Origin of the sequence: Devosia sp. (assembly GCF_036406155.1) — a bacterium.
In the GTDB taxonomy this organism is placed as follows: Bacteria; Pseudomonadota; Alphaproteobacteria; order Rhizobiales; family Devosiaceae; genus Devosia_A.
In genome coordinates this window covers 1-12,713 of sequence record NZ_DASWVV010000001.1, presented here as the reverse complement: position 1 = coordinate 12,713, position 12,713 = coordinate 1, and the positions used below count along the sequence as shown (strand labels likewise).

Below are 12,713 nucleotides of genomic sequence, written 5' to 3'. Positions count from 1 at the left end.
CGCACCCAGGACGGATGGTGGCGCAGGATGTAGCCGACCACCAGCTTGCGGTTGTTGGCCCGGGCGGCCGCCACTACGCGCTCGGCGTCGGCGACCGTCGTCGCCAGCGGCTTTTCGACGAAGACGTGCGCCCCCTGTTCGAGCGCCGCGACCGCGTAGTCGGCATGGCTGTCCGAATAGGTGTTGATCGAGACCAGGTCCGGCTTCAGCTCGCGCAGCGCGGCCTCGAAATCGGGCTGGATCGCGTAACCGGAAAGTGACGGATCGAGCGTCGGCCGCGAGCGGTTGACCAGCCCCACGATCTCGAAGCCGGGATGGTTATGATAGGCGAGCGCGTGGCTGCGCCCCATGTTGCCGAGCCCGGCGACCAATACGCGGATGCTCATTTGACCGCTCCCGAGGTAATGCCGCGGATCAACTGCCGCGAGAAGATCAGGTACAGGATCAGCACCGGCAGTATGGCCAGCGCCAGCGCCGCCAGCACCGCGTCCCACTCGCTGATGAACTGGCCGAGGAACATCTGCGCCCCCAGCGTCACCGTCTTCGTCGCTTCCGACGGCGCGATGATCAGCGGGAACCACAGATCGTTCCAGATCGGGATCATGGTGAATACCGCGACCGTCGCCATCGCCGGCCGGACCAGCGGCAGCACCAGGGTGAAGAAGATCTTGTACTCCGACAGCCCGTCTATGCGCCCGGCATTCTTGAGGTCGTCCGAGACGTTGCGCATGAACTCGGAGAGAATGAAGATCGAGAGCGGCAGCCCCTGGGCGGTGTAGACCAGGATCAGCGCGGTGAGCGTGTTGACCAGTCCGCTCGCCACCATCAGCTGCAGGATGGCGACGGTGCCGAGCCGGATCGGGATCATGATGCCGATGGCCAGGTACAGGCCCATCAGCGTGTTGCCCTTGAAGCGGTACTCGGCCAGCGCGAAGGCCGCCATCGCGCCGAACAGCAGGACGCAGGCCAGCGACACGAGGGTCACGATCAGGCTGTTCTGGAAGTAGAGCGGGAAATCGCCGCGCAGCCATACCTTGGCGTAACCGTCGGGCTGCCAGGCGTCGCCGATGGGCAGCGCCAGGGGGTCGCCGAAGATGCCGCGCCGGCTCTTGAACGAGTTGATGACGATGACGAACACCGGGAACAGCGCCACCAGCGTCCACGCCAGCAGGACGGCGTGGGCGGCGACCGAACGCAGCGGGGATTGGCGCGCGACGCTCATCAGAACTGGTACCGGGTGAGCCGGTTCTGCACCGCGAACAGATAGATGCAGACGCCGGTGAGAATGATGAGGAACATCACCGCGGCCACCGTCGAACCCATGGCCCGGTCGCCCAGTTGCAGCTGAAAGCCGAAGAAGGTGCGGTACAGCAGCGTCCCCAGCAGGTCGGTCGAGAAATTGGGGCCCGCCACCGCCCCCTGGGTCACGTAGACGAGGTCGAAGGCGTTGAAATTGCCGACGAAGGTCAGGATCGAGACGATGCCGATGGCAGGCAGCACCAGCGGCAGCTGGATCTTGAAGAATTGCTTCCAGCCGGTGATGCCGTCGCACTCGGCGGCCTCGATCACCTCGTCGGGTATGGATAGTAGCGCGGCGTAGATCAGCATCATCGGGATGCCGACGAACTGCCAGACCGAGATCAGGCTGAGCGTGGTGAGGGCATATTCCTCCTTGCCCAGAAACGGCTGGAACAGCCCCTGCAGGCCGATCGCCTTGAGCATGCCCGAGGCCACGCCCCAGGTCGGCGACAGGATGAGCTTCCAGGCGAAGCCGACGATGACGAAGCTCAGGATGGCGGGGATGAAGAACACCGTGCGGTAGAAGCCGCGCAGCCTGAGCCGCGGATTGGACAACAGGGCCGCGAGCAGGATGCCGATCGGGTTCTGCACGAGCATGTGGATGACAAAGAACCAGGTGTTGTTCCTGAGCGCGTTCCAGAAGCTGTCGGCGTAGCGGCTGTCGGTGAACAGCGTCTCGAAATTGGCGAGGCCGACGAACTCCCAGGCCTTCGAGAAGAACGCCTGGTACAGCGTCGAGACTAGCGGGATGATCATGACGGCCGAGTAGACCAGCACGGCGGGCGCGAGAAACACCGCGATGTGCCAGCGGATGGGTTTGCCGTCTCGGCCTGCGGCCCGCATCGCTCGAATCCCCCCGCTCCGTCGGTCCGGGCCGCCCGCGGGCGGCCCGGTTTCGCTTGCCGCGGCCTCAGTTGCCGGCCGGCTTGTACCAGCTGTCGAGCCCGGCCTGCAGGCGCGCGCCCGCCTCTTCCGGGGTCTCGGTGCCCTTGATCACCTGCGCCGAGGCGTTCCACGTCTCGTTCTCGAGGTTGGGCGTGCCGCGGCTGAGGATGGCGTAGGTCGAGCGGATCGTCGACTGGCATTCCGAGCGCCAGGACAGGAACTCCTGCGCCAACGGATCCTCCAGCGTCACCGCCTCGTTGGAGAGCGCGAAGAAGCCGGGCAGGGCGTTGGCGAAGAGCTGCGCGAACTCGGCCGAGGCGACCCAGTCGAGGAACTTCTTCGTCTCTTCCGGATGCGCCGTCTTGGCATTCATGCCGATGCCGATATCGGTGTGGTCGGAGATGTAGCAGGTGTCGCCCTCATTCGGGACCGGCGGCGGGAACGCACCCATCTCGAACTCGGCCTGCTGGTTGAACAGCGAGATTTCCCACGAGCCGGCCGGGTAGATGGCGGCGCGGCCGAGCGTGAACAGGTTCTGGCTGTCGGGGTAGGTCTGGGCTTCGAAGCCGTCGCCGAGATAGTCCTTCCACTTGGCGAGCTGGCGATAGGGGGCAACCCAGCCCTCGTCGGTGAGCTTCTGCTTGCCGGCGATCAGGGCCAGGCGGCCTTCCTCGCCCTTCCAGTAGTTCGGGCCGATGTTCTGGTAGCCCATGGTGGCGGCTTCCCACTGGTCGTTGGTGCCCATCGCCAGCGGGATGTAGGTGCCGTCGGCCTTGATCTTGTCGAGCACCTCGAAGAACTGAGCCACGGTCTTGGGCTCCTCGAGCCCGAGCTGGGCGAAGGCGTCCTTGTTGTAGATGAAGCCGTGGATCACCGCCGCCATCGGTACGCAGAACGTGGTGGCGCCGTCGTCGGTCGTCCACGCGGATTTGGCGACGGCCGAGAAATTGGCCATGCCCGGCAGGTCGTTGAGCGGCGCCAGGTGCCCGGCCTTGAACAGGTCGAGCGAGGCGTCGAACGGCCGGCAGGTGATGAGGTCGCCGGCGGTGCCGCCCTCGAGCTTGGAGTTGAGCGCCGCGTTGTACTCGGTGGGGGCGGTCGGCGAGAACACCACCTTGATCCCCGGGTTCTTCGCTTCGAAGGCCGGGATCAGCGTGTCTTGCCAGACCGCCAGGTCGTCGTTGCGCCAGCTCTCGATGGTCAGAGTGACGTCCTGGGCGAAGGCGGAGGCCGCGCCCAGCGCCAGCGTGGCAAGGGCGGTGGCTAGCATCAGTCGATTATGCAGAGTCATGATGTGATCCTCTCTCCTGTTCACCGCGGCCCCAGGGCCCGGTGTCATCCTACCGCCGGCGTTGCGGTGCCCAGCAAGGCGAGCGCCGCACGCAGGTTCCCCTTGGTCCGGCCGAGAAGCGTCCCGGCCTCGGCCGGCGTAGCCCCGGCCGCAATCAGGACGGCGGGCTTGACCGCGCCGTCCGACAGGCTCAGCGCGGCGTGGGCCCGAGATTGCTCCACGCCCGCTATTCTCATCACAATTCTGGTCGCGCGTCCGCGCAACTTCGCGTTGTCGGCGTTGACGTTCACCATCAGCCCGTCATGGACGTGGCCCAGCCGCACCCCGACCAGCGTGGACAGCATGTTCAGCGCCACCTTCTGCGCGGTGCCGGCGCCCATGCGGGTCGAGCCTGAAATGACTTCGGGGCCGGCGTCGAGCAGCACGGCGACTTCGGCGGCCGCGAGCAGCGGCGCCCCGCTGTTGCCGGCGATGCCGACGGTCGCCGCTCCGGCGGCCCGGGCGGCAGTGAGCCCGGCCACGGTATAGGGCGTCGAGCCGCTGGCGGAGACGGCGACGAGGCAGTCGGCCGGCCCGATGGCGGCGGCGACGACATCGTGCTCCGCCAGCCCGGCGTCGTCTTCGTCGGTCCCGGTGAGATTGCGCGTGATCGCCTCGCCGCCCGCCAGGATCAGCACGATGCGATCGCGCGGCACGCCGTAGGTCTGGGGGATTTCGAGGGCGTCGCCGAGGGCGATCAAGGCCGGGCTGCCGGCTCCGAGATAGGCGAGGCGGCCGCCCGCCGCCAGCTTCTCCGCTGCCAGCCGGGCCGCCGCGGCCAGCGCTGGAATGGCAGCCCCGACGCTGCCCAGCGCGCGTTTCTGGCCATCCAGCAGCGCGGCGAGGATGGTCTCGTCCGGCCAGGTATCGAGACCGGCGTAGCGGGCCTCGGCAAGCTCGGTGGCGGGGGTCGTCGAATCCATGGCGGTCAACCCTGCATGACCAGTCGTCGTCATAATGCCAAAAACATACCACTTGTCCAGCGGCGTCGCGCCAATTCGACGGAATTTCGTCGCACGGCGGCGCTCCTGGCCTAAGAGGTATGGCCTTGTCGATCCCGCCGCATGGCGCGCGCCGGCAGTTTGTGCTTGGTAAAAGGTCTTTTATTGGTATTATGCCGGGGCAGGGGTGTGCGGCCGGCCCCGCGCCGGCCTTGCGCCTCCGTGTGGCGACGTCGGGGTTGAACATGTCCGAAGCGCAGCATGTCCTGTTCGGCGAAGGCGCGGTGGCGCTGCCGCCCGGCGGGCCCCTCTATCTGCAGCTCAAGCGCCTGATCGAGCAGGCCGTGGCGCGGGGCGTCCTCAAGTCGGGCGATGCCCTCCCGTCCGAGCGCGACCTGGCCCTCAAGGTCGCGGTGTCGCGCGTCACCGTGCGCAAGGCCGTGCAGCAACTGGTGCGTGAGGGCGTGCTCGTGCAGCGGCACGGCTCGGGCACTTTCGTCGCCCCGCAGGCGCAACGGGTCGAGCAGTCGCTGTCGCAACTCACCTCCTTCGCCGAGGACATGGCGCGGCGCGGCATGGACGTGCGTTCGGTCTGGCTCGACCGGGCCGTCTACGACCCGTCGCCGGAAGAGACCGTCATCCTCGGGCTGTCGTCGGGCGAGCGGGTGGCGCGCGTGGCGCGCCTGCGCATTTCCGGGGACACGCCGCTGGCCATCGAGCGCGCCGCGCTTTCGGCCGTGGTGCTGCCCGATCCGGATGCCATTGGCACCTCGCTCTATGCCCATCTCGGCCGCTCGGGCAACCGCCCGGTGCGCGCCATCCAGCGCATTCGCGCCGCGAACCTGGGCGAGGCGGACGCAGGGTTGCTCGAGGTGCCGGTCGGCGCCGCCGGCCTCAGCATCGAGCGCATTTCTTACCTCGGCACGGGAAAGGTCGTCGAGTTCACGCGTTCCATCTATCGCGGCGATACCTACGACTTCGTGGCCGAGTTGCGGATCGGTGATGCGGCCGGTCCCGGAGGGCGCACATGACCACCCATATGCGGCGCGAGATCGAGGAAATCCCCGAGGCGGTATCCCGGCTGCTCGAGGGGTCCGGTGCCGAACTCGCCTCCGGCGGCGAGGCCTTGCGCGCCGCCGATCCCCGGACGGTCGTCACCGTCGCGCGCGGCTCCTCCGACCACGCCGCCGCCTTTCTCAAATATGCCATCGAGCTGACCGCCGGGGTGCCCGTCGTCTCGGTCGGCCCTTCGATCGTCTCCATCTATCGCCGCGACCTCCGGCTCGAGGGGTGCGCGGCGCTTGCAGTGTCACAGTCCGGCCGCAGCCCGGACATCGTCGCCCTCGCCCGTTCGGCCCGCCGCGGCGGCGCCCTCTGCTTCGCCCTCACCAACACCGCCGACTCGCCGCTGGCGCAGGCCTGCGACCACACCGTCGACCTGCGTGCCGGCCCCGAGCGCAGCGTCGCCGCCACGAAGAGCTTCGTCGCTTCGGTCGTGGCCGGGCTGGCGCTGCTCGGGCACTGGCGGCGCGACGCGGCACTGCTGGCGGCGCTGGCCGCGTTGCCCGACGATCTCGAACGGGCCATAGGCTGCGACTGGTCGGTACTGGCCGACGGCCTTGCCGGCCGCCGCTCGCTCTACGTCCTCGGCCGCGGCCCGGCGCTCGCCATCGCCTCGGAGGCGGCGCTCAAGTTCAAGGAAACCTGCGCCCTCCATGCCGAGGCCTACAGCGCCGCCGAGGTGCTGCACGGGCCGGCGCGCATCGTCGAGCAGGGCTTCCCCGTGCTCGCCCTGGCCGCGCGCGACGCGGCCGAAGCGTCCGTCGCCGAAATCACCGACCGGCTGGCGGGGCAGGGCGCCCGCGCCTACATCACCTCGGATCGCGCGGCCGCCGCGGCGCCGCTGCCCTTCGTCCCGGCGCGGCACCCGCTGACTGACGCGCTGGCGCTGATCGCGACGTTCTACGCATTTGTCGAAGCGCTGTCGCGCCGGCGCGGCTATGATCCCGATGTGCCGCCCCATCTCAGAAAGGTGACGGAGACGCTATGACCGAACGCTTCGCCTTCACCGGCGCTCGCATCTTCACCGGCGAGGAATGGCTCGAGCGCGCCGCGCTCGTCGTCGGCGACGGCGTCGTCGAGGGCACCATGGCCGCCGACTCCCCCTCCGATGCCGTCCGCGTGCCGCTCGGCGGCGGCATGCTGGTGCCCGGCTTCATCGACCTGCAGGTCAATGGCGGCGGCGGCGTGCTCTTCAACGACGCGCCGACGCTCGATGCCATTCGCACCATCTGCGCCACCGGCCACCGCTTCGGCACCACCGCGCTCCTGCCCACCCTCATCACCGACACCCCGGAGGTCACGGCCCGCGCCATCGAGGCCGGCGCCGAGGCCGCCCGCGCTGGGGTGCCCGGCTTCCTCGGCCTGCACCTCGAGGGCCCGCATCTGTCGCTCGCGCGCAAGGGCGCGCATGATCCCGCCCTGATCCGGCCCATGCAGGATGCCGACCTCGCCCGCCTCGTTGCGGCGCGCGCCGTGCTGCCCAACCTGGTGGTGACCGTCGCCCCCGAAACCGTGCCGCCCGAGCGCATCGCCGCCCTGGCCAAAGCCCAAGTCGTCGTCAGCATCGGCCATTCCGAGGCGAGCTACGCGCAGGTGACCGCCGCGGCGGCTGCCGGCGCCAGCATGGTGACGCACCTGTTCAACGCCCAGAGCCAGCTCGGCAGCCGCGAGCCCGGCGTGGTCGGCGCCGCGCTCGATTCCGGCATGCTGTGGGCCGGGCTCATCGCCGACGGCATCCACGTGCACGACGCCGCCATCGGCGTCGCGCTGCGCGCGAAGCGCGGCCCGGGCCGCATCTTCCTCGTCACCGACGCCATGGCGCTGACCGGCTCGGAGGCGCAGAGCTTCACCCTCAACGGCCGCGAGATCCGCCGCGCCGGCGGCGCCCTGCGCCTCGCCGACGGCACCCTGGCCGGCGCCGACCTGACCATGATCGACGCCGTCGCGCGCATGCGCCGCGCCATCGGCCTGCCGCTCGAGGAGGCGCTGCGCATGGCCGCGCTCTATCCCGCCCAGGCGCTGGGGCTGGCGGCGCGCCACGGCCACCTCAGGCGCGGCGCGGTGGCCAGCATGGTGCATCTGGGCGACGACCTCAGGGTGCGCGCCACCTGGGTGGCCGGCCGCGAGGTCTATCGCGCCGCTTGACGAGTTCTTCGCGGGCGCGCCATAGGGCGGGCCCGTGCACTGACAAGGGAGGCGGGCATGCGCATCGGCGTATTGGGAACCGGAGTGGTCGGCCAGACCATCGGCGCGCGGCTGGTCGGGCTCGAGCACGACGTGATGATGGGGGCCCGCGCCGCCGACAACGAGAAGGTATTGGGCTTCGCCTCGCGCACCGGCGGTCAGGCCGGCACCTTCCGCGAAGCGGCGCGCCACGGCGACATCGTCTTCAACTGCCTGCGCGGCGATGCCGCCCTCGACGTGCTCACCGCTGCCAGCGGCGAACTCGTCGGCAAGATCCTCGTCGACGTCTCCAACCCGCTCGATTTCTCGCGCGGCGTGCCGCCGTCGCTGACCGTCTCCAACACCGATTCGCTCGCCGAGATGATCCAGCGCGGCCTGCCCGAGACCAGCGTGGTCAAGACCCTCAACACCATGAACGCGGCGATCATGGTCGACCCGGCGCGCATCCCCGGGCCGCATTCCGTGTTCGTCTCGGGCAACGACCGGCGGGCCAAGGGCAAGGTCATGGACCTCCTGCGCAGCTTCGGCTGGCGCGACAACCAGATCCTCGACCTCGGCGACATCGCCTCGGCCCGCGGCCCCGAGCAGTTCCTGCCGCTGTGGCTGCGCCTGTGGGGGGCGCTCGGCACCGGCGAGTTCAACATCGCCGTGATGCGGCGCCCCTGAGCCCTCAGCCGCGCCCGAGATAGGGCATGGTCGTCGCCACCACGGTCATGAACTGCACGTTGGCCTCGAGCGGCAGCCCGGCCATGTACAGCAGCCCGTCGACCACGTGCCGCACGTCGAAGGTGGGCTCCGCCAGCATGGTGCCGTTGGCCTGCAGCGTCCCCGTCGACATGTTCGCCGTCATCGCCGTGGCCGTATTGCCGATGTCGATCTGGCCGCAGGCGATGTTGAAGGCCCGCCCGTCGAGCGAGATCGCCTTGGTCAGCCCGGTGATGGCGTGCTTGGAGGCGGTATAGGCGGCCGCCCCGGGGCGCGGCACATGCGCCGAGATCGAGCCGTTGTTGATGATTCGCCCACCCTGCGGGTTCTGGTCGCGCATGCGCCGGAACGCCTCGCGCGCCACGTAGAAGGCGCCGTTGAGGTTGACGTTGATCATGTCCTGCCAGGTGGCGACGTCGAGATCGCCGAACGACACCGCCGGGGCGAAGCGCCCGGCATTGTTGAACACCACGTCGACCCGCCCCAGCCGCCCGGTGAGGTCGGCGAAATAGCGGTGCACCGCCGCCGGGTCGGTGACGTCGCAGCTCGCCGCATAGGCGGCGCCGGCCAGCTTCGCCGTCTCCTCGAGCTCGGCCTCGCGGCGCCCCAGTATGGCGACGCGGTAGCCCGCCTTGCCCATGCCGATGGCGGCGGCGCGGCCGATGCCCGAACCCGCACCGGTGATCACCGCAACTCTGCCCTCGCTCATTCCTGCCCTCGCTGCACTGCTTCACGGAGCCGCGACTGGATATCGCAATTGCGTTGAGATCGCGGCAGGCTTGCGCCCGCCGCTCAGGCCTCCGCCGGAACCGTGAAGGTTTCGGGCGGCTTGCCCGCCTGGTGCAGCTGCCACATCCTCGTATAGGCCGCCTCGAGGTGGCGGGTGAAGGCGGGCGTGTCGAACAGCGGCGCCGTCGGCCGCGCCGCCACCAGCCGCTGCCGCAGCGCGGCGAGCCGCGCCGGGTCGCGCGCCAGCTCCAGCGCCAGCGCCTCGTACTCGGCCGGCGAGGCGGCGATCAGCTCCTCCATACCCACCGCCCGCAGCAGGCTCGCGCCCACGCGCGACGCAAAGCTGCGTCCCGGCGTCGTCAGCACCGGCAGCCCGGCCCACAGCGCGTCGCTCGCGGTAGTATGGGCGTTGTAGGGCAGGGTATCGAGGAACAGGTCGGCCGTGCCGATGCGCGCCAGGTGCTCGGCCAGCGGCAGCCGCGGCGCGAAGACCAGTCGCTCCGGCGCCACCCCGCGCGCCGCCGCCTCCGCCCGCAGGTTGCGGGCCGCCCATGCATTGCCCTCGAACAGCCACAACACGCTTCCCTCGACCGCGTGCAGCAGCCGCATCCAGATCGAGAACATCTCCGGCGTGATCTTGTAGTTGGCGTTGAAGCAGGCGAACACGAAGCCCTGCTCGGGCAGGCCGCACTCGCCCCGGGCCAGCCGTGCCGCTGGCAGGGGGCGCTGCCGGTCGTTGACCTGGTAGGAGTGCGGCAGATAGGCGATGCGCTCGGCGTAGTGCGCCTGTTCCGCCTCCGGGATGACCGTGTGGTCGGCCACGACATAGTCGATGAAGTCGGCCCCCATGGTGCCGGGAAAGCCCAGGTACTGCACCTGCACCGGCGCCGGGCGCCAGGCGAAAGCCGCGGTCCTGGCGCCCTTCGTATAACCCTTGAGGTCGACGGCGATGTCGATGCCGAGATCGGCCACCTTCTGCGCCACCTCGCGCGCCGTGGCCCCGTGCAGCTCGTGGAAGGCGTCGACGCCGCGGCGCAGCCGCGCCCGCATCGCCGACCCGTCCGAGGGCGGGCCGAACGACAGGGCGTGCACCTCGAAGCGGCCCCGGTCGTGCCGCTCGAACAGCTCCGCGATCAGGTAGGCGGTGGCATGGTCGTGGTAGTCGGCCGACAGATAGCCGAGGCGGATACGCTCCGGCATCGGCCGTGGCGCGGCGGGCGAGCGCACCGGCGGCGCCTGCTCCGCACATTCCCGGAGGAGCGATTCGGCGCGGTTGCGGGCGGCCCGGGCCTGCAGCGCCGGGTCGTCGAGGACGCCGGGAATGAGGAACGGCGAAATCGGCCGCTGCCCGCTGGCCGGATCGTAGTCCTCGACGTCCGCCCGCATGTCGCGCAGCAGCGCTGCGCGGTCGCCCCATTCGCAGCCGGCGCCCGCCGTGATCCAGTAGCCGGCGCGCGCCCAGCCGGAGCCGGGATCGGCCTGCGCCGCCCGCCGGAAGGCGTCGAATGCCTCTTCGATGCGCTCGGCCGCCTGCAGCGCCAGGGCGAGGCCGAGCAGTGCGTGGGCGTTGCCCGGCCGCAGTTCCAGTTCGCGCGTATGGCATTCGACCGCGGCCTCGTACTGCCACATGTCCTTCAGCAGCCGTCCCAGGTTGCCGTAGGCCTCGGCGAAGTCGGGCTTCTGGGCGATCGCCTGCTGGAAGCTCCCGACCGCCTCCTCGAAGCGCTTCGCGTCCTTGAGCGCGATCCCCAGATTGTTGTGCAGTCCCGCATCCAGCGGCTGGATGGCCAGCGCCGCCTTGAGCGTGGCGATGGCGCGCTCCGTCTCGCCCATCTCGCGCAGCACATTGCCCAGGTTGCCCAACGCCTTGGCGTAACGCGGCCGCAGCGCCAGCGCCTGCCGGTAGGCCGCCGCCGCTTCCTCGCGCCGGCCCAGGGCCTGCAGCGTCAGCCCCAGATTGGCGTGCGCCTCGGCATGCCGCGGATCGAGCGCGAGCGCGCTGCGATAGGCCGCTTCGGCCTCGCCGAGCCGGCCCAGCCCGTGTAGCACGACGCCGCGGTTGCTGTGCACGGCGGCGATCCCCGGGTCGAGCGCCAGCGCCCGCGCGTAGCACGAGTCGGCCTCCTCCAGCCGGCCCAGCGCCTGCAGCACGACCCCAAGATTGCTGTGGTAGCTGGCATTGTCCGGCGCCGCCGCCGCCGCCCGTTGCAGCCGTTCGACCGCTTCCTCGCGCCGTCCCGTCTGGTGCTGCAGCAGGCCGAGCAGATGGTTGGCCTCGGCATGGGCGGGCTCGTGCGCCAGCGCTTCGCGGTAGAGCGCCGCGGCGCGCTGCAGCCGCCCGTCCTGGTGATGCTCGAGCCCCTCTTGCACGAGGGCGGCCACATCGGTCATAGGCTTGTCGTCCTTCCGGATGCTCGAGGATGCGGTAGCGTCGTGGCGCAATTCAAGTCAAGCAGGCTCGACGAATCGATGCGCCGCGGGCTGGCTCTGCACCAGTCGGGCCGCCGCGCCGAGGCCGAGGCGATCTATCGCGACGTGCTGAAGCGGCAGCCGCGCCACGCCGCCGCCAACCATCTGCTCGGGCTGGCCCTGCTGCAGCGCGGCGATGCCGAGGCCGCCGTGCGCAGCATTGCGCGCGCGGTCGCGGCGCGCGGCGACGAGGCCCAGTACCACGGCAATCTCGGCGTCGCGCTCGATGCCGCCGGCCGCCCCGCCGAGGCTGTCGCCAGTTTCGATCGCGCCATCGCGCTGTCCCCCGCCTTCGCCGAGGCCTGGAGCAACCGCGGCAAGGCCCTGAAGCAGCTCGGCCGGCTGGCGGAGGCCGTCGACAGCTACCGCGAAGCGCTGGCCCGCAAGCCCGGCGAGGCCGGCTTCCATCTCAACCTTGCCAATGCGCTGGCCGATCTGGGCGATCTGGCCGCCGCCGAAGCCGCCTATCGCCAGGCGCTGGCGCTGCGCCCCACCTATCCCGCCGCGCTCTCGGGCCTGTGCCGCATGCTCGAAGCGCAGGATCGCGCCGGCGAGGCCGTGGCAATCGGCGAGCAGGCGGCGGCGCGCGACCCGCGCGAGCCCGAGCACCACCGTGCCCTCGGCCGGGCCCTGCTTGCCGCCGGGCGCCCCGCCGAGGCCGTGGCCAGCTACCGGCGCGCCCTCGGGCTCGACGCCACCGACGCCGAAGCCTGGCGCCTCCTGTCCCTGATCCAGCGCCGCGCGACCCGCGACGCGGACATGGAGGCGATGGAGCGCCTGCTCGCCCGCCCGGATCTGCCCGATGCGCAGCGCGCCCATCTGCATTTCGCCCTCGGCAAGGGCTTTGACGAACTCGGCGACGTCGCCGCCTCCTTCGACCACTACCGGCGCGGCAACGCCCTGCTGCACCGCGCGGCGCCGTTCCCGCTCGCGGCCGCCGAAGCCGAAATCGAGTCCCTGCTGGCGCTGTTCGCCGCTCCTGCCGCCCTGCCGCACGCCGACCCGGTCGAGGCGCCGCCGGTCTTCATCGTCGGCCTGCCGCGCGCCGGCAAGTCCTCGCTCGAAGGCATGCTGGCCCGCCACCCGGGGCTGCGCCGCGGCGGCGAGCT

At 70.5% G+C, this 12,713-nt stretch carries 12 protein-coding genes; 5 read left to right on the top strand and 7 right to left on the bottom strand.

The window, feature by feature from the left end; translation table 11 throughout:
• The 5 genes from VGD93_RS00060 to VGD93_RS00040 form a co-directional block, all read right to left on the bottom strand.
• On the bottom strand, positions 1–386 hold a 386-nt coding region (locus VGD93_RS00060), incomplete at its 3' end, for a Gfo/Idh/MocA family protein (RefSeq protein ID WP_422653327.1).
• The gene (locus VGD93_RS00055; RefSeq protein WP_395007950.1) at positions 383–1,222 is read right to left on the bottom strand and encodes a carbohydrate ABC transporter permease; all 840 of its coding nucleotides are present in this window, start codon (positions 1,220–1,222) and stop codon (positions 383–385) included. The genes VGD93_RS00060 and VGD93_RS00055, both read right to left, overlap by 4 nt.
• Entirely contained in the window at positions 1,222–2,142 is a 921-nt protein-coding gene (locus VGD93_RS00050) for a carbohydrate ABC transporter permease (protein WP_395007948.1), read from the bottom strand. Before VGD93_RS00050 ends, VGD93_RS00055 begins: the two co-directional genes overlap by 1 nt.
• A gap of 67 nt (positions 2,143–2,209) precedes the next feature.
• Positions 2,210–3,454, bottom strand: a complete 1,245-nt coding sequence (locus VGD93_RS00045) for an ABC transporter substrate-binding protein (RefSeq protein WP_395007954.1) — start codon at positions 3,452–3,454, stop codon at positions 2,210–2,212.
• Between the two features lie 65 nt (positions 3,455–3,519).
• Positions 3,520–4,437 (bottom strand): N-acetylmuramic acid 6-phosphate etherase, encoded by a 918-nt coding sequence (locus tag VGD93_RS00040; RefSeq protein WP_395007946.1) that lies wholly within the window; start codon positions 4,435–4,437, stop codon positions 3,520–3,522.
• A 263-nt stretch (positions 4,438–4,700) separates the two neighbouring features.
• Here VGD93_RS00040 and VGD93_RS00035 point away from each other — a divergent pair, with 263 nt between their 5' ends.
• The 4 genes from VGD93_RS00035 to VGD93_RS00020 are packed head-to-tail and all read left to right on the top strand — an operon-like array spanning position 4,701 to position 8,367.
• The gene (locus VGD93_RS00035; protein ID WP_395007944.1) at positions 4,701–5,486 is read left to right on the top strand and encodes a GntR family transcriptional regulator; all 786 of its coding nucleotides are present in this window, start codon (positions 4,701–4,703) and stop codon (positions 5,484–5,486) included.
• Entirely contained in the window at positions 5,483–6,505 is a 1,023-nt protein-coding gene (locus VGD93_RS00030; RefSeq protein WP_395007942.1) for an SIS domain-containing protein, read from the top strand. Before VGD93_RS00035 ends, VGD93_RS00030 begins: the two co-directional genes overlap by 4 nt.
• Positions 6,502–7,662 (top strand): N-acetylglucosamine-6-phosphate deacetylase, encoded by a 1,161-nt coding sequence (nagA, locus tag VGD93_RS00025; protein WP_395007940.1) that lies wholly within the window; start codon positions 6,502–6,504, stop codon positions 7,660–7,662. Before VGD93_RS00030 ends, nagA begins: the two co-directional genes overlap by 4 nt.
• A gap of 57 nt (positions 7,663–7,719) precedes the next feature.
• Positions 7,720–8,367, top strand: a complete 648-nt coding sequence (locus VGD93_RS00020; RefSeq protein ID WP_395007938.1) for an NADPH-dependent F420 reductase — start codon at positions 7,720–7,722, stop codon at positions 8,365–8,367.
• A gap of 4 nt (positions 8,368–8,371) precedes the next feature.
• Here the strand turns inward: VGD93_RS00020 and VGD93_RS00015 are convergent, their stop codons facing one another.
• Entirely contained in the window at positions 8,372–9,115 is a 744-nt protein-coding gene (locus tag VGD93_RS00015) for an SDR family oxidoreductase (protein WP_395007936.1), read from the bottom strand.
• A gap of 83 nt (positions 9,116–9,198) precedes the next feature.
• Positions 9,199–11,526, bottom strand: coding sequence for a tetratricopeptide repeat protein (locus tag VGD93_RS00010; protein WP_395007934.1), 2,328 nt, complete (start codon positions 11,524–11,526; stop codon positions 9,199–9,201).
• A 42-nt stretch (positions 11,527–11,568) separates the two neighbouring features.
• Between VGD93_RS00010 and VGD93_RS00005 the strand changes: the two genes are divergently transcribed.
• Positions 11,569–12,713 (top strand): tetratricopeptide repeat protein (locus tag VGD93_RS00005; protein ID WP_395007932.1); only part of this gene is annotated, 1,145 nt, incomplete at its 3' end.

What these genes read in the sequence shown, in the direction of transcription:
- nagA (WP_395007940.1), top strand. Translation starts at nt 6,502, where the DNA reads ATGACCGAACGCTTCGCCTTCACCGGCGCTCGCATCTTCACCGGCGAG.
- VGD93_RS00040 (WP_395007946.1), bottom strand. Translation starts at nt 4,437, where the DNA reads ATGGATTCGACGACCCCCGCCACCGAGCTTGCCGAGGCCCGCTACGCC.
- VGD93_RS00030 (WP_395007942.1), top strand. Translation starts at nt 5,483, where the DNA reads ATGACCACCCATATGCGGCGCGAGATCGAGGAAATCCCCGAGGCGGTA.
- VGD93_RS00055 (WP_395007950.1), bottom strand. Translation starts at nt 1,222, where the DNA reads ATGAGCGTCGCGCGCCAATCCCCGCTGCGTTCGGTCGCCGCCCACGCC.
- VGD93_RS00035 (WP_395007944.1), top strand. Translation starts at nt 4,701, where the DNA reads ATGTCCGAAGCGCAGCATGTCCTGTTCGGCGAAGGCGCGGTGGCGCTG.
- VGD93_RS00015 (WP_395007936.1), bottom strand. Translation starts at nt 9,115, where the DNA reads ATGAGCGAGGGCAGAGTTGCGGTGATCACCGGTGCGGGTTCGGGCATC.
- VGD93_RS00050 (WP_395007948.1), bottom strand. Translation starts at nt 2,142, where the DNA reads ATGCGGGCCGCAGGCCGAGACGGCAAACCCATCCGCTGGCACATCGCG.
- VGD93_RS00020 (WP_395007938.1), top strand. Translation starts at nt 7,720, where the DNA reads ATGCGCATCGGCGTATTGGGAACCGGAGTGGTCGGCCAGACCATCGGC.
- VGD93_RS00010 (WP_395007934.1), bottom strand. Translation starts at nt 11,526, where the DNA reads ATGACCGATGTGGCCGCCCTCGTGCAAGAGGGGCTCGAGCATCACCAG.
- VGD93_RS00045 (WP_395007954.1), bottom strand. Translation starts at nt 3,454, where the DNA reads ATGCTAGCCACCGCCCTTGCCACGCTGGCGCTGGGCGCGGCCTCCGCC.